Below are 21,028 nucleotides of genomic sequence, written 5' to 3'. Positions count from 1 at the left end.
GGCGCAGCGCGGGTCCTTGCCGCGGCCGTACTTGTCCCAGTCGGTCTTCTCGATGAGTTCGCGGTACGTGGGCACGTAGCCGTCGCTCATCAGGTAGCAGGGGCGCTGCCAGCCGAAGAGGGAGTAGTTCGGGATCGCCCACGCGGTGCACGGGAAGTCGACCTTGCCCTCCAGGAAGTCCAGGAAGAGCGGGGAGTGGTTGAGCCGCCACTTGCGCCGGTTGCCGCCCGCGAACGCCTTCTTGAACAGTTCGCGGGTCTGCTCCACGCCCAGGAAGTGCTCCTGGTCGGGCGCCTTCTCGTAGGCGTAGGCGGGCGAGATCATCATCTCGTCCACCTTGAGGTCGTCGTTGAGGAAGTTGAGGACCTCGACGATGGTCTGCGGGGTGTCGGTGTTGAAGAAGGTGGAGTTGGTGGTCACCCGGAAGCCGCGCCGCTTGGCCTCCTTGATGGCCGCCACGGCCTCGTCGAACACGCCTTCCTTCGCCACCGACTCGTCGTGCCGCTCGCGCAGCCCGTCGATGTGCACCGCGAAGGCGAAGTAGGGCGAGGGGGTGAACTTGTCCATCTTCTTGCGCAGCAGCATCGCGTTGGTGCACAGGAAGACGTATTTCCGCTTGGCGACCAACTGACGCACGATCTCGTCGATCTGAGGGTGCATCAGCGGTTCACCGCCGGCGATGGACACCATCGGCGCGCCCGACTCCAGCACCGCGCCCACCGCCTGGGCGACCGGCATGCGCTGCTTGAGCACTCCGGCCGGGTGCTGGATCTTGCCGCATCCCTCGCACTTCAGGTTGCAGGCGAACAGCGGCTCCAGCTCCACGATGAGCGGGAACTTGTCCCGCTTGCGCAGCTTCTGTTCGGCCAGATATGTAGCGACCTTGATGGACTGGCGCAGTGGCATGGCCATCTGGCTCACCTCCTGGGGAGTAGCACATTGCGGTGCCATTCGAAAAAAGTCGGCAGTACGGAACGGAGAACACGGAAAGCAGATATTCCACCGCGCACCGTGCCGATCCGGACGAGTTCGTGTTCCGGGGCGTCCACGACCACCCGGACGGCCGCAACGGGGCGGACGCCCGCGCGGACGGCGCTCAGCAGGGTCGCGGCCGACTCCATGTCGACCGCGATCGCCCCGGTGGCGCGCAGATCGGAGCGCTCCGGGCCCCGGACGACATGGTCCGAGCCGGTCAGCGGACCGGTGTGGACGGTGCGGCCGGGCAGGGCGCGGGTGAGTTCCTTGACGAGCAGTTCGGCGCCCACGCACTCGACGGTGCCGCGGGCGTCGCGGGTCTCCTCGGCGACGACCAGGTCGCCGGGGTGCATGCCGGGGGCGAGTCCCGCGCAGAAGCCGGTGGCCAGCACGGCGGCGCGGGCCAGATCCGGCCCGGCCAGGGCCCGGGTGACGGAGCGTTCCGCCGCCCGGGGTCCCATGCCGGTGCGCAGGAGGGTGACGGGCCCGCCGCCGCCCCAGTCGCCCGGCGCGGCGCCGGGGCGGCGCGCCTCGCCGCGGCGGCGCGCGCGCCGCTCGCCCGTGCGCAGGGCGACGTGCTCGATGCCGAGCGCGCAGGCGACCAGCAGCGGGGGCGGGGCGGGCCGGGTCGCCATCAGCTCCCCTTGGCCTCGGCGAGGGGCCGGCCGGCGGGAGCCTGGGCGGCGAACGGTTCGCCGTGGACGTACCGGCCGAGCGCGGTCAGCGGGAACACCTGCCGGTACAGGTGGTAGTTGATGGAGAAGTCCCACGGGAAGCCGGTGCCGGTGAAGTACGGCTCGTCCCAGGAGCCGTCCTCCCGCTGGGTGTCCGCGAGCCACCGCACGCCGCGCTCGACGGCCTCGGAGTCCCGCTCCCCGGCCGCCAGCAGGGCCATCAGCGCCCACGCGGTCTGCGAGGCGGTGGAGGCGCCCTTGCCGCTCCACTTCTTGGAGTCCCGGTAGGAGCGCAGGTCCTCGCCCCAGCCGCCGTCGTCGTTCTGCACCCGCTTGAGCCAGGCCACCGCGCGGCGGATCGCCGGGTGCGAGCCGGGCAGTCCGGCGGCGGTCAGGGCGGGGACGACGGAGCCGGTGCCGTAGATGTAGTTGACGCCCCAGCGGCCGAACCACGAGCCGTCGGGCTCCTGTTCCTCCAGCAGCCACTGGATGCCGCGCCGGGTGCGCGGGTCGTGGGCCAGGCCCTCGACGGCCAGCATCTCCACGACGTGCGCGGTGACGTCGGCCGACGGCGGGTCGATGACCTCGCCGAAGTCGCAGAACGGCAGCCGGTTGGGGAAGGGGCTGGTGTTGTCGACGTCGAAGGCGCCCCAGGCGCCGTTCTTCGACTGCATGCCGAGGTTCCAGCGCACCCCGCGCCCGATGGCCCGGTCGACCCGCTCCGGGTCGTGGTGCCTGACCCGGCGCAGCGCGAGGACCACCTCGGCGGTGTCGTCGATGTCGGGGTAGTTGTCGTTGTGGAACTCGAACGCCCAGCCGCCCGGCGGAAGTTGGGGCCGGCGCACCGACCAGTCGCCGGGGCGCACGATCTCCTCGCCGAGCATCCAGTCGGCGGCCTTCACCAACTGCGGGTGGTCGGCGGGCAGTCCGGCGTCGGCGAGCGCGATGGTGGCCAGGCAGGTGTCCCACACCGGCGACTGGCAGGCCTCGATCATCCGGGCGCCGTCCTCGCGCCACACCGCGAACCGGTCCAGCGACTCCAGGCCCGCGCGCATCACGGGGTGCTGCAGGTCGTAACCCAACAGGTGCAGTGCGATGATCGAGTACACGGCCGGCGGCTGGATGCCGCCCCAGCAGCCGTCGTTCTCCTGCCTCTCGATGATCCAGCGGGCGGCGGTGTTCATCGCCGAGCGGCGCAGCCGCTTGGGCGCCACCTTGCGGAAGGCGTGCAGCGCCTTGTCCAGACGCTGGAAGGCGCCGTCCCAACTCGCCGCAGGGGCCAGGGGCTTGACGGGGTTGGGCTGGGCCGGGTCGGTGTGCAGCTCGTCCAGCGGGAACGGGGCGGGGCGCACCGGCCGCTTCGCGGAGACGATGGTGAGCGGCACGATGGTCTGCCGCGCCCAGCAGCCGAAGTCGTAGATGTTGAGCGGGAACCAGGTGGGGAAGTAGATCAGCTCGGGCGGGAGTTCGGGCAGGTCCTCCCACTTCCACCAGCCGAACAGGGCGAGCCAGATCCGGGTGAAGACGCGGGAGGCGGCGATGCCGCCCCGCGCGCGCACCCAGGCCGCGGCCTTCGCCATGTGCGGGGCGTCGGGCGCGTCGCCGGCCAGCCGCAGCGCCACATAGGCCTCGATGGTGGTGGACAGTTCGCCGGGGCCGCCGTAGAAGGTGGCCCAGGTGCCGTCCTCGCGCTGCTCGCCGCGGATGAAGAGCGCGGCGGCGTGCGTGGTCGCCTCGTCCTGGATGCCCAGGAACTGGCGCAGGAGCAGGTCTTCGGCGTCCATCGTGACGTTGGTCTCGAGGTCGCCTTTCCACCAGCCCTCGGCGTCCTGCCTGCTCAGCAGGAAGTCGGTGGCACGCCTGACGGCGTGTTCCGCGGCTTGGTGTACCCCGGCCGCGACGGGGGTGGTGAGTACGGGTTCGCTGGCCGCGGCAGCGCGGGTCGGCAGTGTCGCCCCGGTGCTTCCGTCGGTCGTCGCTGTCATGGCTTCCCCTTCGTGCAGTCGTGCAAGTCGTGCTGCTGTGGGTCCGCCGTCGGCCGGTGCGCGCAACGTTCCTGCACCGGCCGGCGACTACGCGAGGGTGGTTCGACCGATAGTGATCATCTCTTTCGTACGACGACGAAGTCGGCGAGCGCCGCGAACGCGGACCGCACCTGGTCGGGCATGTCCACGGCGTCGAGGGCTTCGATGGCGATGGTGTGCTGACGGCGTGCTTCCTGAGCCGTCCATTCGCGGCCGCCGGCCTCCTCGATGAGGGCGGCACGGGCCGCGAACTCCTCCTCGGAGAAGTTCTCGAAGTCGCTGCTCTTGGCGTCGGCGGCGAGGATCTCGCCGAGCCGCTCGGAGGCGTCGCCGCCCGCCGCGAGCGCGGCCACGACCGGCAGGGACTTCTTGCGCTGGCGCAGATCGCTCCAGGTCTGCTTGCCGGTGGCGTCCGGGTCGCCCCAGATGCCGAGGAGGTCGTCGACGGCCTGGAAGGCCAGGCCGAGGTGGTAGCCGTACTTCTCCAGGGTGTCGGCGGTGCGGTCGTCGGCGCCGCCGAGCACGGCGCCGATGGAGCAGGCGCAGGCGAGCAGGGCACCGGTCTTGTTGCCCTCCATCTCCAGGCACTCCTCGACGCTGACCCGGTCGCGGTGCTCGTAGGAGATGTCCTGCGCCTGGCCGTCGATCAGGGCGCGGGTGGCGGTGGTCAGCCGGCGGGCGGCGCGGCCGGCCTCGACCGTGCCGAGCTCCAGCAGGACCTCGTTGGCGAGGGCGAACAGCGCGTCGCCGACCAGGATGGCCTGGGCGGGGCCGTGCACCTTCCAGACGGTGTCGCGGTGCCGGCGCTGCTCGTCGCCGTCCATCAGGTCGTCGTGCAGCAGCGAGAAGTTGTGCACGAGTTCCACGGCGACCGCGCCGGGCACGCCGGCCTCGGGGGCGGCGCCGGCGACCTCCGCGGAGAGCACGGCCAGGGCGGGGCGCACGGCCTTGCCGCCGTCCCCGTCGGCGGGGTTGCCGGCGGCGTCGATCCAGCCGAAGTGGTAGGCGGCGACGGTGTCCATCGGAGGGGCCAGGCGGTCGACGGCCGCCTTGAGGACCGGGGTGGCCAGGGTCCGGCCGCGGTCCAACAGCGCGGTCACGTCCACCGCGGTCCGCCGAGCGGCCGTCGGGGCCGGGGGCACAGTGGGCACAGTCTCTCCTCTTGTCGCGGTGCCGGAGGTGCGGGGGTCCGCCGCCGGCCGCTGTCGAAACGTCACGCGGCCGCCTCCTCGGGGACGAAGAGACGGGTCGGGCGGGGCCGCCCCAGGGCGTCGAGCGCGGCGTCGGCCGCGCTCACGCCGCTGCGGACCGCGCTCTCCATGGTCGCGGGCCACCCGGTGGCGGTCCACGCTCCGGCCAGGTACAGGCCGGGTGCCTTGGTGCGGGCGCCGGGCCGCAGCCGGCCGACGCCGGGGGCCGGGGCGAACGTCGCCGTGCGCTCCCGGGTCACGAAGAAGTCCACGACCTCGGCCTCGCGTGTGCGGGGCAGCAGGCGGCGCAGCTCGGGCAGATAGCGCTCGCGCAGGTCGGCGACGGGCGTGTCGATCTCGTCCTGCGCCACCGACTGGGACAGCGCCAGGTACTGGCCGTGCTGGACGCCGGCGGCCTCGGTGCGGTCGAAGACCCACTGCACCGGGGTGCCGAGGGCGGCCACGAAGGGGGCGGCGAGCACCTTGCGGTCGTAGCGGACGTGGATGTTGAGGATCGGGGCGGTGCCGATCTCCAGCAGCCGTTCGGGTGCGTCCAGGGCGCCGGCGGGCAGCAGGTCGTGCGCCTCGCGCTGCGGTACGGCGAGCACGACGGCGTCCGCGTCGAGTCTCTCGCCGGGAACCTGAACGCTCCAGCCGCCGTTTTCGTTGGGGGAGAGGGAGGTGACCCGTGTCCGGACCTCGGTACGCACGCCCGCGGAGTCGAGCGCCTTGCGGGCGAGCCGGTCGTGCAGTTCGCCCAGCGGGACGCGGGCCCAGCCGATGTCGGCGGCGCCCGGGTCGGACAGCAGACCGGTCTTGAACACCATCGCGGCGAGCCCCAGTGAGGCGTCGGCGGCTCGCGCGTTGAGGGTGGCGACCCCGACGAGGTCCCACAGTGCCTCGACGGCCCGCGCGGACTGCCCGTGCGCGGCCAGCCAGCTGCCGAAGTCGGTCGCGTCCAGGGCCGGGTCGGCGGGGTCGAGGGAGCGCAGCGCCAGTGCGGCACGGCCGACGCGGGCGCGCTCGGCGAGCGAGAGGTGCGGATAGGCGGCCAGGCTGCGCCCCAGGTGCAGGGGTACGGGCAGCGGGTCGCGCCGGAGTCTGCCGAGCCGTCGGCCCTCGGGCCGGGCCAGGTCCAGGACGGGCACGTCGAGCCGGTTCTGCAACGGGGCGAGGTGCGCGCCGCCGACGCGGTCGAGGAACCAGCGGTAGGCGGTGCAGCAGCGCAGATAGACGTGCTGTCCGTTGTCGACGGTGAGGTCGCCGCGCTGGAAGGAGAAGGCGAGGCCGCCCAGGCGCGGCCGGCTCTCCAGCAGCGTCACGCGCACCCCGGCGTCGGCGAGGGCGAGCGCGGAGGTGAGTCCGGCCAGTCCGCCGCCGACCACGACGGCGTGCCGGCCGCCGGTGCGGGCCGTGCCGCCGTGCGGTTGCTGCGGTAGCGTGCCGTCGCTCATCGCGCGCCCTCCCCTGTTCGTCCGCCGCGGTGAGCGGGTGCTTCGCCGCCGGTCGTCGCCGTCAGGGACGCCGTGCGGCAGCGGCGGGTTGCCCGCCGCCTGCTCTCCGGCCGGGCGCCGGTGGCCGGTGCGTCCATCAGGCCCGCCTCCTGACGGTCTGCCTGCTCACATGCCGGGTGTCGAGCCCGGACAGCCCGCGCACGGCGACGTACGCCTTCTCCCGTCCGGGCAGGGAGACCCGGCCGCGCAGGACGGCCTCGGGGTCGCGGGCGATGCGGTCCAGCAGCCGCCGGTAGATGCCGGCCATGGCGGCCACGCAGGCGCCGCTGCGCCGGTCCAGCATGGGCAGCAGCTGGTAGCCCTCGGCGAACAGGGCGCGGGCGCGCCGGACTTCGAAGTGGATCAGACCGGCGAAGTCGGAGCCCTCCGGCGGGATCGGCCCGTGGAAGCCGGCCGAGCAGCCGAACTTGGCGAGGTCGTCGGCGGGCAGATAGGTGCGGCCGCCCTCGGCGTCCTCGCGGATGTCGCGCAGGATGTTGGTGAGCTGGAGGGCGAGGCCCAGCGTGTCGGCGTACTCGGGGGCGCGCTCGGCGCCGCGCGCGCCGGGCTCGGTGCCGAACACGCCGAGCGAGAGCCGTCCGATGGCGCCGGCCACGCAGCGGCAGTAGACCTTGAGGTCGTCCCAGGTCTCGTAGGTCTCGCCGCGCACGTCGGCGAGGACGCCGTCGATCAGCTCGTCGAGGCCGTCGAGCGGGATCGGGAAGGAGCGGGCGGCGTGGGCGAGGGCGACGGCCACGGGGTCGGTGTCGTCGTCCTCGACGGCGCCGTCCCGGATGCGGTCGAGCAGCGCCCGGGTGTCCTTGAGACGGGCGGCCTTGACGTCGTCCGCCAGCGCGCCGTCGCCGATGTCGTCCACGCGCCGGGAGAACGCGTACAGCGCCGACATCGCGCGGCGCTTGGGCGTCGGCAGCAGCCGGATGCCGTAGGCGAAGTTACGGGCCTGCTGCCCGGTGACGGCCTCGCAGTAGCTGTAGGCGGCGAGTACCGGTGCGGACGCGTGCTGTTCCGACTCCACGGTCCGGATCACCCCTCTCCTCGCAGAGTCACGCCCACCTCGCGCAGCAACTGGACCTTGCCGGGCTTGGGCGGGCCGGGAAGTACGTCGTATGCGGCGGCGGCGATCGCGTCGACGGCCGCCCTCCCCCCTGCCACGAACCCCGCGAGCAGCAGCTTCAGCCTGCCGTGGACGCTACCCACCAGGGGGGCGCCTTCATTCAGCAGATCGCGGGCGCGTTCCGCTTCGTACGCGACCAGGGCGCGCACCGATGCGCCGGCGGTGGGCGCGGCGAGGTCCGCCTCCTGGACGTGGAAGCGCTTCATGTCCTCGGCGGGGAGGTAGACGCGGTCGCGGCCGAGGTCCTCCTTGACGTCCTGGAGGTGCTCGACGATCTGCAGCGCGGTGCAGATCGCGTCGGAGCGGCGGACGCGCTCGGGGGTCGAGGTGCCGGTGACGCCGAGGACCAGCCGGCCCACGGGGTTGGCGGACAGCTCGCAGTAGGCGAGGAGGTCGTCGTAGGTCTCGTACCGGGCGACGAGCTGGTCCTGGCGGTTGGCGGCGATCAGGCCGAGGAACGGCTCGACCGGCAGCGCGCACCGGCGGACGGTGGGCTGGAGCCGGCGCAGCAGGGGGTGGCGGGGCGTGCCGTCGAAGACGCGGCGCAGATCGGCCTCGAAGGCGTCGAGGAGCACGAGGCGGTCCTGCGCGTCGGTGGCCGACACGCCGAGCAGCCGGGCGTCGGCGCCGCCGGGGGCCAGGTCGCCGTCGCCGATGTCGTCGACGAGACGGGCGAAGCCGTAGACGGCCATGAGGTCGGTGCGCCAGGCGCGGGGCAGGAAGAACGGCGCCACGGGGAAGTTCTCACCCGCGGCCTTGTCGAGGGTGGCGCGTTCGAGATCGTGCGCCGCGCTCGTCGCCGTCATCGTCCGCTGCCCGGCGCGGGGACGGCACATGCTGCGTTGAGCTGGGGAGTTTCCGTAGCCATTGCCGTCACATCTCCCGTTCTACACTGCCGACCCGACACACACTATTTCGGACACGCCGCCCTGCCGTCCGGGCGGCGGCCCTGGCGGAGGGTGTCGCGCATTATCTCCCCACTTGCCGCTTTCCGGGACCGGTACAGCTTACGTTGTACAACGCAGCGAACCGCATGGGGGTGTCCTGCACATCACAACAACACACCGATCGTTATCAAGATTCCTTGGCGCCGCGGGAGTTGACGCTTCCTTTGCACACGCGAGGCCCCGCCGGACGGTTCCGGCGGGGCCTCGCGTCGGCACGGGTCACCGGCCGGTGCGCCGCTCGCTCCGCTCAGCCACGGCCGTACCTCTCCTCGGCCTTCCAGAAGAACACGAAACCGCCGGCGAAGAAGACGACGGCCCAGAACACGGCCAGCGGCCAGATGTGCGGCGACAGGTGCGAGGAGTCGTAGCCGTCGATCAGGGCGAACCGGACGAGGTCCATGTAGACCGCGGCGGGGTTGGCCTGCATCGCCCGGATGAGCCACTCGGGCTTGCCGGCCAGCACGCTGCTGATGGAGAACATCACGCCCGAGGCGTACATCCAGGTGCGCATGACGAACGGCATGAGCTGCGCGAGGTCGGGGGTCTTGGCGCCGAGCCGGGCCAGGATCAGCGCCAGCCCGGAGTTGAACAGCAGCTGCAGCGCCAGCGCCGGCACGATCAGCAGCCAGGACAGCCCCGGATAGCTGCCGAAGGCGACCGTGACGACGAACACCACGATCATCGAGAACAGCAGCTGCTGGAGCTGCTGGAGCGCGAAGGAGATCGGCAGCGCGGCGCGCGGGAAGTGCAGCGCGCGCACCAGCCCCAGATTGCCGGAGATGGCGCGCACCCCGGCCATGACCGAACTCTGGGTGAAGGTGAACACGAACACCCCGGTCACCAGGAACGGGATGTACGAGCCGTGGCTCATGCCCCGGTTGGCCTTCAGGATGAGGCCGAAGATGAAGTAGTAGACGGCCGCGTTCAGCAGCGGGGTCGCCACCTGCCACACCTGGCCGAGCTTGGCCTGACTGTACTGGGCGGTCAGCTTGGCCTGGGAGAAGGCGAGGATGAAGTGGCGCCGGCCCCACAACTGGCGTACGTACTCCATGAGCGGGGGCCGGGCGCCGCTGACGGACAGCCCGTACTTGGCGGCGAGCTGCGCCGGCGTCAGTCCCCGGTCGGCCGCCGCGCCGAGGGCGACGGCGCCGTCCTGCGTTGTCTCACTCACGAGGCCTTGCTTTCGTCTTCTCATGCGCAGCGTGTGCGGCTGTCGGGCACGGACAGGGCGGATCGGGTACCCGCCACGAACGAGACTGTCAGATGACCGGCGGCCGGCCCAGCCGGGTGAGCCGCCACACGGTACGCCACTTCATCGGCCGGCGCGGTCCGCACGACGTGCTCCAGCCCTCCTTGAAGCCGCTGAACCAGGCCTTGAGGGCCGGGCCCGAGGGGCGGCGGGCCAGGGTGAGCAGCAGCCACACCCCCAGGTAGACCGGCACGAGCGGGGCGGGCAGGTTGCGGCGGGCCAGCCAGACCCGGTTGCGGGCGACCATGCGGTGGTAGACCGCGTGCCGGGAGGGCGCGGTCGTCGGGTGGTACAGCACCATGTCGGACCGGTAGTCGATCAGCCAGCCCGCGTCCAGGGCCCGCCACGCCAGGTCGGTCTCCTCGTGGGCGTAGAAGAACGCGTCCGGCAGGCCGCCGACCTCGGCGAAGACCTGGGTGCGCACGGCGTTCGCGCCGCCGAGGAAGGTGGTGACCCGGGAGGAGCGCATCGGGTCGGAGGCCCGCAGGCGCGGCACGTGGCGGCGCTGGGTGAGGCCGGTGTCCGGGTCGGCGATGCGGAAGCTGATGATGCCGAGCTTCTCGTCGGCCGCGAACGCCTGCCGGCACAGCTCGGCGGTGTCGGTGCGGGCCAGCAGTCCGTCGTCGTCCAGGAAGAGCAGGACGTCCACGTCCCGGCCGCCGGGCCCGAAGGCCTCGATGCCGACGTTGCGGCCGCCGGGGATGCCGAGGTTCTCCGGCAGCTCGATCGTCCGTACGCCCTCGGGGACGTCCGGGACGGGCGAGCCGTTGCCGACGACGACGACCTCGACGCGGTCGCCGTCCTGCTTGGCGACCGAGTCCAGCAGCGCGCGCAGCTCCTCGGGGCGGTTGCCCATGGTGATGACGACCGCGCCGACCTTCAGGGACCTGTCCATGGAGCCGCTCACTTCAGCCTGCTGGAGGCGAGGATGGACACCAGGTGCAGCAGGGTCTGCAGCAGCGCGATGCCGGCCAGGACGGCGGTGCCGAGCCGGGTGAAGAACAGGTCGCCCCGGATCTGGTCCACGATCGCGAGGACCAGGATCAGCAGCGAGGCCTCGATGCCGAGGATCAGCCGGTGGAACTTGAGCGCGCCGGCGGCGCGGCGGGCCAGCGCCATGCCGGAGGAGCGCGGCTCGGAGGCGGACTCCTTCACCGGCGGCAGCCCGCCCTGGTGCCGGGCGACGCCGACGAGGTCGGTCTCCGCCTTGATCAGGATGGCGCCGAGGGCGGCCAGGGTGCCGAGGAACGCCCACAGCCAGTCAATCCGGCCGCTGCCGAACAGGTCGGCGGCGCGCAGCCCGAGCCCGACCAGGACCGCGGCGTCGGTCAGGTACGCCCCGACCCGGTCGAGGTAGACCCCGCCGAGCGAGAACTGCCGCTTCCAGCGGGCGACCTCGCCGTCGACGCAGTCCAGCAGCAGGTACAGCTGGACCATGACCACGCCTAGCACGGCGCCCCAGATCCCCGGCACCAGCAGGGCCGGGGCCGCGAGGACCCCGAACACGGTCATCAGGTAGGTCAGTTGGTTGGGCGTGACCCGGGTGTTCACCAGGTGCCGGTCGATGCGCAGCGAGATCTCGCGCATGTAGAGCCGGCCGGCCCAGTGCTCGCCGCTCCGCCGGTCCTTCACCCCCGCGGGGTGGACGACCGGGCGGAGCTCAGCTACCGATGGCTTTTGCATAGTCGGCGTATGCGTCCCTGATCTGGTCGGTGGAGAGGTCGAGGTGTTCGAGGATGGTGTAGCGGCCGGGCCGGGTCTGCGGGGCGTAGTCGACGGCCTGGACGAACTCGTCCGGGTCGAAGCCGATCTCGCCGGGCAGCACGGGCAGCCCGTGGTGGCGCAGCACGTCGGCCATCTGCCCGGCCGTCTCCCGGTCGCCGCGCAGGAACGTGGCGAAGGCGCCGCCGAGGCCGCACTGCTCGCCGTGGAGCGCGCTGCGCTTGGGGTACCGCAGGTCGAACGCGTGGCTGATCTCGTGGCAGGCGCCCGAGGCGGGCCGGCTGTCGCCGGCCACCGACATGGAGATGCCGCACAGCACCAGGGACTCGGCGAGCGTCGTCAGGAACGAGGCGTCGCCGATGGTCCCGGGGTGGCGCAGCACCGCCTCGGCGGCCTGGCGGGCCATCGCGGCGGCCAGGCCGTCGACCTTCTCGCCGGTCTCGCGGTGCGACAGCTCCCAGTCGGCCACGGCGGAGATCTTGCAGATCACATCGCCGATGCCGGCCCGGACGTAGCGCACCGGGGCCTCGCGGATCACATCGAGGTCGATGACGATGCCGATGGGGTTGGGCACGCCGTAGGAGCCGCGGCCCGCGTCGTTGTCGAGGGTGGCGACCGGGGAGCACAGCCCGTCGTTGGCCAGGTTGGTGGCGACCGCGACCAGCGGCAGGCCCACCCGGGCCGCCGCGTACTTGGCGCAGTCGATGACCTTGCCGCCGCCGACGCCGACCACCGCGTCGTAGCGGCCGGCCTTCTTGATGGAGTCGGCGAGCCGGACGGCGCCGTCGATGGTGCCGTCGGCGTCGGCGAACCAGTCGGCGCCGGGGAAGGCCGGCGCGAACCGGTCCCGCAGCACCTGGCCGGAGCCGTTGCTGATGGCGAAGGCCAGCCGCCCCGAGGGCGAGATCCGCTCGTCGGAGAGGATCACGGCCAGGTCGTCGAGCGCCCCCGGCCGGATGTCCACGACGAGCGGCGAGGGGATGAGCCTCGTCAGTACCGGCACGCGATCTCCCGGCCCTTGGCGAGGTCGTCGTGGTTGTCGATCTCCACCCAGTCGACCTCGCCGATCGGGGCCACGTCGACCTTGAAGCCGCGGTTCACCAGCTCCTGGTAGCCGTCCTCGTAGTACAGCTGCGGGTCGCGCTCGAAGGTGGCCTTCAGCGCGTCGGCCAGCTCCCCGGCCGCCTCGCCCTCGATCAGGGTGACGCCGATGTACTCGCCGGTGGCCTCGGCCGGGTCCATCAGCTTGGTGATCCGGCGGACACCGCCCTCCGGTCCGACGACGACCTTCATCTCCTCGTCGGCCAGGGACTTCACGGTGTCCAGCGCGAGGATGATCTTCTTGCCGTCGCCGCGGGCGGCCAGCAGGGTCTTCTCCACCGAGACCGGGTGGACGGTGTCGCCGTTGGCGAGGATCACGCCGTCCTTCAGGGCGTCACGGCCGCACCACAGGGAGTAGGCGTTGTTCCACTCCTCGGCCTTGTCGTTGTCGATCAGGGTGATCTTCAGGCCGTACTTCTGCTCCAGGGCCGCGCGGCGCTCGTAGACGGCCTCCTTGCGGTAGCCCACGATGATCCCGACCTCGGTCAGGCCCACCTCGGCGAAGTTGCCGAGCGCTATGTCGAGCACGGTGACGGCGTCCTCCGCACCCTCGGGCCCCACCGGCACCAGCGCCTTGGGCAGGGTGTCGGTGTAGGGGCGCAGGCGCCGTCCGGCGCCGGCCGCCAGCACGAGGCCGATCATGCGGGTTCTCCTTCGTCATGTACGGCGGGTGCGCCGCCCCGGTGGGCGCGCACCCAGAAGCGGATGCTCTCGGTGAGCACCAGCACGGCCACGAACACGGCGAGCACCGTGAGCGCGACCTTGAACTGGACGGCGGTGAGCAGCGCGGCGAGCACGGCGACGAGCAGTGTCCGCCCCTCCTGCCCCCCGATGGCGCGCACCAGGCGGGCCGGTGGCGCTCCGGCGCCGCCGCGGATGCGGTACACCGTGTCGTAGTGATGGTAGGCGACGGCCGCCACCAGGCCGAAAGCCGCCGGCAGGGCGCCGTTCACCTCGGCGTGGGCGGCCAGGGCCAGGACCGTGCCGTACTCGGCGGCGCGGAAGAAGGGCGGCACCAGCCAGTCCAGGGGGCCCTTGAGGGGGCGGGCGACGGCGGCCGCCGAGAGCGGGACGTAGAGGGCGGCGCACACGACGGTCTGCCAGCCGGCGCCCCACAGCGCGGCGGAGCCGGTCACGAGGGCGCCGCCGATCAGCGCCAGGTAGGCGGCCGAGTGGCGCGGCACCCGGCGCAGGAAGCGCCCGCACAGCTCGGCCAGCGGCCCGGTGTCGGCGAGGTCCGCGAGCGCCTGTGCCGCGCGGTCGGTGCGGGTGGCCCGGCGGGTCACGGAGCGCAGCAGCCGGCCGGCGGTGGTGTACGACGCGGCCAGGGCGCAGCCGGCGAGCAGCGCGTAGAAGGTGATGCGGGGGGTGGTGGCCGCGGTGAGGACGGCGATCATGGCCCAGCGTTCGCCGATGGGCAGGACGATCATCCGGCGCAGCCAGACCGTCCAGCCGACGCTGTCGAGGCGGTCGGAGAGGGCGGCGGTGGGGCTGGTGTTGGCGGTGGCGTCGTGGTTGGCCTCGTTGAAGGAGAAGTCGACCACGTGCCGGCAGGTCTGCAGGACCATGGCGCCGAGGGCGAGGGCCCAGACGTCGTCGCCGCCGCGGGCCGCGCCGAGGGCGAGGCCGGCGTAGTAGGCGTACTCCTTGGCCCGGTCGAAGGTGGCGTCCAGCCAGGCGCCGAGGGTGGAGTACTGCAGGGAGTAGCGGGCGAGCTGTCCGTCGGTGCAGTCCAGGACGAACGAGGCGATGAGGAGCACGCCGGCGGCGACGAAGCCGCCGCGGGTGCCGGTGGCGGCGCAGCCGGCCGCTATCAGCGCGGTGACCAGGGACGCGGTGGTGACCTGGTTGGGGGTCAGGCCGCGGCGGGCGCACCAGCGCGCGAGGTAGCGCGAGTACGGGCTGATGAAGAAGGTGGTGAAGAAGCCGTCGCGCGCCTTGACGGCCGACTTGAGGCGGACGGCCTCGTCGTCCACGACGGCCACCGCCTGCCGGGCCTCGTTGCGGGCCTGGGGGTCGGCGGGCACGGCGGCCACGAGGCTGCCGAGATCCGGGCGGTGCACGGCGGCGCCGTCGGCGTCGAGGGCGGCGGCGATCCGGTCGGCGAGGCCGGCGACGTGGTTGTCGACGGCCAGGGAGGCGCCCCCGCCGTCGGAGTGCTCGCGGGCCATCGCGCGGGTGAGGGCCTGCCGGCCGGCGGGCTGGGCGGTGACGGCGCCGGGGACGGCGGCCAGCGGGAAGCGCGGGTCGGTCAGCCCCAGCCGCAGGGCGTGCAGATGGCCGACGAAGGCGGCGTCCACGACGGCGACGCGCCGGTCGGCGGGGACCTGGGCGAGGAGGGTCTCGGCCTCCGGGACGTCGGCGGCGATCCGGACCTCGAATCCGAGGGACCGCAGATCGCCCTCGATCGACGATCCGGGGACCGGCTGACCGGTGAGGATGGCGGTCGACAACCGAACTCACTCCCTGTGCCGACGCGTCCGCGCCGGTCATGTGCATGGTGGGGCGCCGCTGGTGCGACGCGCCCGGGCGGCATGTCGGCAGAGGCTATCGGATGCCCGAAGGGCCACGTTCACCGCCCGTTAACGGGCTGCTCCACGCCGTCTGCTCCAGCCTGCGCCGCGATCATCATGGGCGATCGGAGGGCCGGGTCACAAACTCCGGGGGGCGGGGGGCGGGGTAGAACGGGCATTCGGTGCATAGGACCGCCGAGGGGCGGCATGGGGCCGTGGGGAGCGGCATGAGGCCGTAGGGACGGGCCCGTGGGGCGCGGCATGGGTCCGCAGGGGGGCGCGCGGGGGCGGGCGCGCTGTGCGAGAGGTGTCCGGGGTCACGCCGTACGCGCCGCAGGAGCGGGTGCGCGGCGCGGGCGACAGTGCGCACCGCGGGAGGGGGCGTGCGGCGCGGGTGGCAGTGCGCACCGTGGCGCGGGCGTGCGGTGTGGGCCGCAGGGGTGGTGCGGGCGGGGCGCAGGGCCTGACCTGCGGTTCGTTTGCGCAGGTCAGGGCACATGACAACGGTGTTCAGTGCCGCGTTGCCCGATACCCCCGGGCCGTAGTTCACTGTGGTTCCGGACGGAACACAGGAGGGCGGACAGCTCATGGGGGCCGGTCACGACCACGCGCACGGGCACACGCACGGCGGCTCCGGCACGGCCGCGGCGGCGCACGTCGGCACGCTGCGCATCGCGCTGTCCATCACGCTCGCCGTGACGGTGGTGGAGATCGTCGGCGGTCTGCTCGCCGACTCCCTCGCCCTGGTGGCCGACGCCGCCCACATGGCCACGGACGCCCTCGGCCTCGGCATGGCGCTGTTCGCCATCCGCATCGCCAACCGCCCGCCGAGCCGCAACCGCACCTTCGGCCTGGCCCGCGCCGAGATCCTCGCCGCGCTCGCCAACTGTCTGCTGCTGCTCGGCGTCGGCGGCTACGTCCTCTTCGAGGCGATCCAGCGGTTCGTCACCCCGGCCGACACCCACGGCGGGCTGATGATCGTGTTCGGTCTGATCGGCCTGGTGGCCAACTCCGTCTCGCTGACCCTCCTGATGCGCGGCCAGAAGGAGAGCCTGAACGTGCGCGGCGCGTTCCTGGAGGTCGCCGCCGACGCACTCGGCTCGCTCGCCGTGATGATCTCGGCCGCGGTGATCCTGCTCACCGGCTGGCGCACCGCCGACCCGATCGCCTCCCTGGCCATCGGCCTGCTGATCGTGCCGCGCACCGTCAAGCTGCTGCGCGAGACGCTGGACGTCCTGCTGGAGGCGGCGCCGAAGAACGTGGACATGGACGAGGTGCGGGCGCACATCCTGGCCCTGGACGGGGTCGAGGACGTGCACGACCTGCACGCCTGGACGATCACCTCCGGGCTGCCGGTGCTCTCCGCGCACGTGGTCGTCAGTTCCGAGCTGCTCGGCGCCATCGGTCACGAGAAGCTGCTGCACGAGCTGCAGGGCTGCCTCGGGGACCACTTCGACGTGGAGCACTGCACCTTCCAGCTGGAGCCGAGCGGCCACGCCGAGCACGAGGCGGGCCTGTGCCACTGAGGCATGGGCCGCTGAGGCTGTGCTGCTGACGCCTGAGCCGCTGGGGCCGGTGTCACTGAACGGCCCGGCGCACCTCTGAAGGACCGAGGCACCGCTGAACGAACCGAGGCACCGCCGACCGGCCCGGCGCACCGCCGAACGCACCGGGCGCCGCCGGACCGGCCGCGCGCCGCCGAGTGCGCCGGGGCGTCACCGGCCGGACCCCCGGAAGGTTCCGCCGGCGCCGCGCCGGGCACGATCATCTACCGGTAGCCCCTCTTCCGCCGCCCCGGCGACGGCCCGCCGCCCGCCCCGCGCGGGACATGCGGGCGGCCGGGAAGTGCCGGGAGTGCCGGATTCGTGCGGCAGACTTGGGGCTCGAGGACCGATGTGAAGGATGGGTATGCCGATCACACCTGCCACCGCTGCGCACAGCTCGTCGAACGGCACCGCGGACGCGATCTTGCTGGAACTCGTCGACGAGGACGGTGTGACGATCGGCACCGCGGAGAAGCTCGCCGCCCATCAGCCGCCGGGGCAGCTGCACCGCGCCTTCTCCGTGTTCCTCTTCGACGAGCAGGGCCGGCTGCTGCTCCAGCAGCGGGCGCTCGGCAAGTACCACTCCCCCGGCGTGTGGTCCAACACCTGCTGCGGTCACCCGTACCCCGGCGAGGCCCCCTTCGCGGCGGCGGCCCGGCGCACGTACGAGGAGCTGGGGGTCTCCCCCTCGCTGCTCGCCGCGGCGGGCACCGTCCGCTACAACCACCCGGACCCGGCCTCCGGCCTGGTGGAGCAGGAGTTCAACCACCTCTTCGTCGGCCTGGTGCAGTCCCGGCTGCGGCCGGACCCGGACGAGGTGGGCGACACGGCGTTCGTGACGCCGGCCGAGCTGGCCGAGCGGCACGCCCGGGCCCCCTTCTCCGCCTGGTTCATGACCGTGCTGGACGCGGCGCGTCCGGCGATCAGGGAGCTGACGGGCCCCGCGGGCTGGTGAGACCGGCGGCCGGTCCGGTCCGTCGCGGCGGCGCGGACCGGACCGGGGCCGTCGGCACGGGCCGGACCGGGGCCGTCGGTACGGACAGGTCCGCGGTCTTCCTGAACGCGCGCGGACGGACCGGACCAGAACCCGCGCACCCGCCCCGACGGGGCGGGGCCGGCTGAACGGCGCGGACGGGACCGGACGGAAGCGGTGCGCCCGCCCCCGGGGTCCGGGGCCGTCGTCTCAGACGGAGCCCAGCGGAAGGGCGACCCAGATCACCTTGCCGCCGCTCGCCGTGTGCTCCACGTCGCAGACCCCGCCCGCCTCCCGGGCGATCTCGCGGACCAGCAGCAGCCCGCGCCCGCCGGTGCGGCCGTGGTCGGTCTCCAGCGCGGTCGGCCGGTAGGGATGCTGGTCCTCCACGGCGACCCGCACCCACCCGGCGCCGACGGCGACCTCCACGGCGAGCGTCGGCGACAGCACGGCGGCGTGCCGTACGGCGTTGGTGACCAGCTCGGACACGATCAGCAGCAGCCCGTGGACGAGGTCGGGCGACGCCGGGACGCCCTGGCGGCGCAGCAGGTCCCGCACCGCGTGCCGGGCCTGCGGGACGGAGGCGTCGGCGGCCGGCGCGGTGAAGCGCCACACCCCCTCGTACGGGAGCGGGTCCGGCGGCTCGGCGGTCCGGGGGGCGAACGCCTCCGTGCCGCCTGCCGGGCGCGGGCCCTCCCCGCGCCCGTGGTCGTCCATCGTCCGGTCGCCGCCCTCGATTGTCGCCACACGAAGAGTGTTCGCGCCCCGGCGTCCCGCCCCAAGCACTGAACACAAGTCAGCGGCTTCACGTCGCCTTACGACCGTTCGCGTCCACATTTCTACCGGACGTGACCGCCGGCCTTCGGTCCGCGCCGGGTTCGTGAACTCTTCGTGTTGTACGGGTTGCGCCGTCCGCCCCCGCCGACCGCCCGCCGGGGTGAGCGGATAGCATCCGGCGCATGGAGCCGCAGCTGCTGCACGAGGTCACCGACGCGGTCGCCACCGTCGTCGTCCATCACCCGGCCAAGCGCAACGCCATGACCGCCGGGATGTGGCGGTCGCTGCCGCCGCTCCTGGACTCCCTGGCGGCCGATCCGCGGGTGCGGGCGCTGGTGCTGACGGGTGCGGGCGGCACGTTCTGCGCCGGCGCCGACATCTCCACGCTGCGCGGCTCGCCGGACGAGGCGCAGCGCCTGGCGGTGCGGGCCGAGGAGGCCCTGGCGGCGTTCCCCAAGCCGACGCTGGCCGCGGTGCGCGGGCACTGCGTGGGCGGCGGCGCACAGCTCGCGGCCGCCTGCGATCTGCGGTTCGCCGAGGCCGGCGCGCTGTTCGGGGTCACGCCGGCGAAGCTCGGCATCGTCTACCCCGCCTCCGCCACCCGGCGGCTGGTCTCCCTGGTCGGCCCGGCCACCGCCAAGTACCTGCTGTTCTCCGGTGAGTTGATCGACACGGAGCGCGCGCTGCGCACCGGCCTGGTGGACGAGGTGCTGCCGGAGGGCGAACTCGACAAGCGGGTCGCCGAGTTCACCCGGACCCTGGCCGCCCGCTCGCAGCTGACGCAGGCCGCCGCCAAGGAGTTCGCGGACGGCCGTACGGACCGGGACGGCCACTGGACCGAGCAGGCGCGCGGCAGCGGCGACACCGCCGAGGGGGTCGCCGCGTTCCTGGAGCGCAGGGCGCCGCGCTTCACCTGGAGCGTGTCCACCTCCGGCTGATCCCTCACGTCGGTCGCGTCCGTCGCGTCCGTCATGTCAGGAGGAAGCGGCTGCGGGCCCGCAGGGCGTCGACCAGGTGGGCGGGCGCCTTGTCCGGGGAGCCGGCGTCGTAGGGCGGGCGCGGGTCGTACTCCGTGCCGAGCTGGACGGACCGGGCGACGTCGTCGCCGGCGATCCGGCCGGCCAGGGTGAGGGCCATGTCGATCCCGGCGGAGACCCCGGCCCCGGTGACGTACTTGCCGTCCACCACGACCCGCTCGCCGGTGGGCTCGGCGCCGAGGGCGGGCAGTTGGTCCAGCGCCAGCCAGTGCGAGGTCGCGCGGCGTCCTTGAAGCAGTCCGGCGGCGCCCAGCAGCAGGGAGCCGGTGCACACCGAGGTGGTCCAGGTGCTGGTGGCGTCGGCCGCGCGCAGCCAGTCCAGCAGCGGTGCGTGGTCCATGAGGGCGCTCTGGCCCGGCCCGCCCGGGACGACCACCACGTCGGGGACGGTCACCTCGGCGAGGGCCTGGTCGGCGACGAGGGCGAGGGCGCCGGTGTCGGTGCGCACGGGACCGGCCTGTTCGGCGACGAAGACGACGCGGGCGTCCGGGAGGCGCTGGAGGATCTCGTAGGGGCCGACGGCGTCGAGGGCGGTGAAGCGGTCGTAGAGGACGACGGCGATCTGCACGGGTTCTCCTCGGGTGGACTCGTGGACTCGTGGACTCGGGCGGTTCAGGTGGGCTCGGTGGACTTCGGGTGGTTCAGGTGGGCTCGGGGCTTCGATGGGCCTCGGTGGGCTTCGGTTCGGCCTCGGTGGGCCTCGGCGGATTCAGGGGGCCGGGGCGGGGTGGAAGCGGCGGCGGTACTCGGCCGGGGAGGCGCCGAGCGCCTTGACGAACGCGCGGCGCATGGCCTCGGGGGTGCCGTAGCCGCTGGCGCGGGAGATCTCCTCGACGCCGTCGGAGGTGTCCTCCAGCAGCCTCCGGGCGTGTTCGAGGCGGACCCGGTCGACGTAGCGGCCGGGGGTGGCGCCGGTCTCGGCGCGGAAGGCGCGGGCGAAGTGGCGCGGCGAGAGGCGGGCGCGGGCGGCGAGCGCCTCGACGGACAGATCGGCGGCGGGGTGCTCGGTGATCCACTGCTGTACGTCCCGCAGCGGCGCTCGGCGGGCCGTCTGGACGGCGAGCTGCGCGCTGAACTGGGCCTGGTTGCCGGGCCGGCGCAGGAAGACGACGAGATGGCGGGCGACGGCGAGCGCGGCGTCGCGGCCGAGGTCCTCCTCGACCAGCGCGAGGGCGAGGTCGATGCCGCAGGTGACCCCGGCGGAGGTGGCGACGTGGCCGTCGCGGACGTAGATCGGGTCGGCCTCGACCCGTACGGCGGGGTGCCGGCGGGCGAAGGTGTCGCAGTAGGCCCAGTGGGTGGTGGCCCGGCGGCCGTCCAGCAGGCCCGCCTCGGCCAGCAGGATCGCGCCCGTGCACACCGAGACCAGCCGGTCGGCCCGCGGCCCGTGCGCGCGCACCCATTCGATCAGGCGTCCGTCGGGCCGGCGGGTGCCCTGGCCGCCGGGGACGAGGAGGGTGTGCGCCTCGGGTGCGTCGGCGAGCGCGAGGTCCGGTACGAGCGTCAGGCCGCTGCTGGTGCGCACGGGACCGCCGTCCAGGGAGGCGGTGCGGAGCCGGTAGGAGCCCGGCGTGTGCTGGTCGGCACCGGCGAAGACCTCCAGGGGACCGGTGACGTCGAGGCTCTGGACGCCGTCGAAGAGAACGACGAGAACGGTTCGCTGCGCCATGCCGA

General features: G+C 73.3%; 19 protein-coding genes. 3 read left to right on the top strand and 16 right to left on the bottom strand.

The window, feature by feature from the left end:
• The 13 genes from hpnH to K7787_RS12865 all read right to left on the bottom strand — a co-directional run.
• Positions 1-912 (bottom strand): adenosyl-hopene transferase HpnH (hpnH, locus tag K7787_RS12925; protein ID WP_223001470.1); only part of this gene is annotated, 912 nt, incomplete at its 3' end.
• Between the two features lie 5 nt (positions 913-917).
• Complete coding sequence (locus K7787_RS12920; protein WP_223001469.1) at positions 918-1,610, bottom strand: 5'-methylthioadenosine/S-adenosylhomocysteine nucleosidase family protein; 693 nt, start codon at positions 1,608-1,610, stop codon at positions 918-920.
• Positions 1,610-3,634 carry a squalene--hopene cyclase gene (shc, locus tag K7787_RS12915; protein ID WP_019985322.1) on the bottom strand — a complete coding sequence of 675 codons (2,025 nt, stop codon included), beginning with the start codon at positions 3,632-3,634 and terminating at the stop codon, positions 1,610-1,612. The genes K7787_RS12920 and shc overlap by 1 nt, the downstream gene beginning before the upstream one ends.
• Positions 3,635-3,750: 116 nt before the next feature.
• A complete protein-coding gene (locus K7787_RS12910) occupies positions 3,751-4,815 on the bottom strand; it encodes a polyprenyl synthetase family protein (protein WP_164387415.1) in 1,065 nt (354 codons plus the stop codon).
• Between the two features lie 71 nt (positions 4,816-4,886).
• Complete coding sequence (gene hpnE / locus K7787_RS12905) at positions 4,887-6,317, bottom strand: hydroxysqualene dehydroxylase HpnE (protein WP_223001468.1); 1,431 nt, start codon at positions 6,315-6,317, stop codon at positions 4,887-4,889.
• Between the two features lie 136 nt (positions 6,318-6,453).
• The gene (gene hpnD / locus K7787_RS12900) at positions 6,454-7,404 is read right to left on the bottom strand and encodes a presqualene diphosphate synthase HpnD (RefSeq protein WP_009191622.1); all 951 of its coding nucleotides are present in this window, start codon (positions 7,402-7,404) and stop codon (positions 6,454-6,456) included.
• Positions 7,401-8,297 (bottom strand): squalene synthase HpnC, encoded by an 897-nt coding sequence (hpnC, locus tag K7787_RS12895; protein ID WP_019985319.1) that lies wholly within the window; start codon positions 8,295-8,297, stop codon positions 7,401-7,403. Before hpnC ends, hpnD begins: the two co-directional genes overlap by 4 nt.
• A 388-nt stretch (positions 8,298-8,685) precedes the next feature.
• Positions 8,686-9,609: an ABC transporter permease gene (locus tag K7787_RS12890; protein ID WP_009191620.1), complete on the bottom strand. Its 924-nt coding sequence runs from the start codon at positions 9,607-9,609 to the stop codon at positions 8,686-8,688.
• Between the two features lie 88 nt (positions 9,610-9,697).
• Complete coding sequence (locus K7787_RS12885) at positions 9,698-10,582, bottom strand: glycosyltransferase family 2 protein (RefSeq protein WP_009191619.1); 885 nt, start codon at positions 10,580-10,582, stop codon at positions 9,698-9,700.
• Between the two features lie 8 nt (positions 10,583-10,590).
• Positions 10,591-11,370 carry a CDP-alcohol phosphatidyltransferase family protein gene (locus K7787_RS12880; protein ID WP_078512177.1) on the bottom strand — a complete coding sequence of 260 codons (780 nt, stop codon included), beginning with the start codon at positions 11,368-11,370 and terminating at the stop codon, positions 10,591-10,593.
• Positions 11,348-12,412, bottom strand: a complete 1,065-nt coding sequence (locus tag K7787_RS12875) for an iron-containing alcohol dehydrogenase family protein (RefSeq protein WP_164387413.1) — start codon at positions 12,410-12,412, stop codon at positions 11,348-11,350. Before K7787_RS12875 ends, K7787_RS12880 begins: the two co-directional genes overlap by 23 nt.
• Positions 12,400-13,152, bottom strand: coding sequence for a phosphocholine cytidylyltransferase family protein (locus K7787_RS12870; protein WP_164387412.1), 753 nt, complete (start codon positions 13,150-13,152; stop codon positions 12,400-12,402). Before K7787_RS12870 ends, K7787_RS12875 begins: the two co-directional genes overlap by 13 nt.
• Positions 13,149-14,963 carry a DUF5941 domain-containing protein gene (locus K7787_RS12865; protein ID WP_223001467.1) on the bottom strand — a complete coding sequence of 605 codons (1,815 nt, stop codon included), beginning with the start codon at positions 14,961-14,963 and terminating at the stop codon, positions 13,149-13,151. The genes K7787_RS12870 and K7787_RS12865 overlap by 4 nt, the downstream gene beginning before the upstream one ends.
• 647 nt (positions 14,964-15,610) lie before the next feature.
• Here K7787_RS12865 and K7787_RS12860 point away from each other — a divergent pair.
• On the top strand, positions 15,611-16,549 hold the full coding sequence (locus K7787_RS12860) for a cation diffusion facilitator family transporter (RefSeq protein ID WP_009191614.1): 939 nt from the start codon (positions 15,611-15,613) through the stop codon (positions 16,547-16,549).
• Positions 16,550-16,931: 382 nt separating this feature from the next.
• Positions 16,932-17,522 (top strand): isopentenyl-diphosphate Delta-isomerase, encoded by a 591-nt coding sequence (gene idi / locus K7787_RS12855; protein ID WP_019984240.1) that lies wholly within the window; start codon positions 16,932-16,934, stop codon positions 17,520-17,522.
• 228 nt (positions 17,523-17,750) lie between these two features.
• Here the strand turns inward: idi and K7787_RS12850 are convergent, their stop codons facing one another.
• Entirely contained in the window at positions 17,751-18,257 is a 507-nt protein-coding gene (locus K7787_RS12850; protein WP_164387414.1) for an ATP-binding protein, read from the bottom strand.
• A gap of 242 nt (positions 18,258-18,499) precedes the next feature.
• On the opposite strand from K7787_RS12850, the gene K7787_RS12845 reads away from it, so the two are divergent.
• Positions 18,500-19,255 (top strand): enoyl-CoA hydratase/isomerase family protein, encoded by a 756-nt coding sequence (locus K7787_RS12845; protein WP_223001466.1) that lies wholly within the window; start codon positions 18,500-18,502, stop codon positions 19,253-19,255.
• A gap of 31 nt (positions 19,256-19,286) precedes the next feature.
• Here K7787_RS12845 and K7787_RS12840 read toward each other — a convergent pair whose 3' ends face one another.
• Together K7787_RS12840 and K7787_RS12835 are read right to left on the bottom strand one after the other, a co-directional pair.
• The gene (locus K7787_RS12840) at positions 19,287-19,922 is read right to left on the bottom strand and encodes a DJ-1/PfpI family protein (RefSeq protein WP_223001465.1); all 636 of its coding nucleotides are present in this window, start codon (positions 19,920-19,922) and stop codon (positions 19,287-19,289) included.
• Positions 19,923-20,063: 141 nt separating this feature from the next.
• Positions 20,064-21,023, bottom strand: a complete 960-nt coding sequence (locus K7787_RS12835) for a GlxA family transcriptional regulator (protein WP_223001464.1) — start codon at positions 21,021-21,023, stop codon at positions 20,064-20,066.
• Between the last annotated feature and the right edge of the window lie 5 nt (positions 21,024-21,028).

The sequence above is a fragment of the Streptomyces sennicomposti genome, assembly GCF_019890635.1.
Classification (GTDB): Bacteria; Actinomycetota; Actinomycetes; order Streptomycetales; family Streptomycetaceae; genus Streptomyces; species Streptomyces sennicomposti.
The sequence above is the reverse complement of the archived record's forward strand: the minus strand, read 5'-3'. Positions and strand labels throughout refer to the sequence as shown.

Coding starts and splice junctions, on each gene's coding strand:
- K7787_RS12920 (WP_223001469.1), bottom strand. CDS start 1,610: ATGGCGACCCGGCCCGCCCCGCCCCCGCTGCTGGTCGCCTGCGCGCTC.
- shc (WP_019985322.1), bottom strand. CDS start 3,634: ATGACAGCGACGACCGACGGAAGCACCGGGGCGACACTGCCGACCCGC.
- hpnE (WP_223001468.1), bottom strand. CDS start 6,317: ATGAGCGACGGCACGCTACCGCAGCAACCGCACGGCGGCACGGCCCGC.
- hpnC (WP_019985319.1), bottom strand. CDS start 8,297: ATGACGGCGACGAGCGCGGCGCACGATCTCGAACGCGCCACCCTCGAC.
- K7787_RS12885 (WP_009191619.1), bottom strand. CDS start 10,582: ATGGACAGGTCCCTGAAGGTCGGCGCGGTCGTCATCACCATGGGCAAC.
- K7787_RS12880 (WP_078512177.1), bottom strand. CDS start 11,370: ATGCAAAAGCCATCGGTAGCTGAGCTCCGCCCGGTCGTCCACCCCGCG.
- K7787_RS12870 (WP_164387412.1), bottom strand. CDS start 13,152: ATGATCGGCCTCGTGCTGGCGGCCGGCGCCGGACGGCGCCTGCGCCCC.
- K7787_RS12860 (WP_009191614.1), top strand. CDS start 15,611: ATGGGGGCCGGTCACGACCACGCGCACGGGCACACGCACGGCGGCTCC.
- idi (WP_019984240.1), top strand. CDS start 16,932: ATGCCGATCACACCTGCCACCGCTGCGCACAGCTCGTCGAACGGCACC.
- K7787_RS12850 (WP_164387414.1), bottom strand. CDS start 18,257: ATGGACGACCACGGGCGCGGGGAGGGCCCGCGCCCGGCAGGCGGCACG.
- K7787_RS12845 (WP_223001466.1), top strand. CDS start 18,500: ATGGAGCCGCAGCTGCTGCACGAGGTCACCGACGCGGTCGCCACCGTC.
- K7787_RS12835 (WP_223001464.1), bottom strand. CDS start 21,023: ATGGCGCAGCGAACCGTTCTCGTCGTTCTCTTCGACGGCGTCCAGAGC.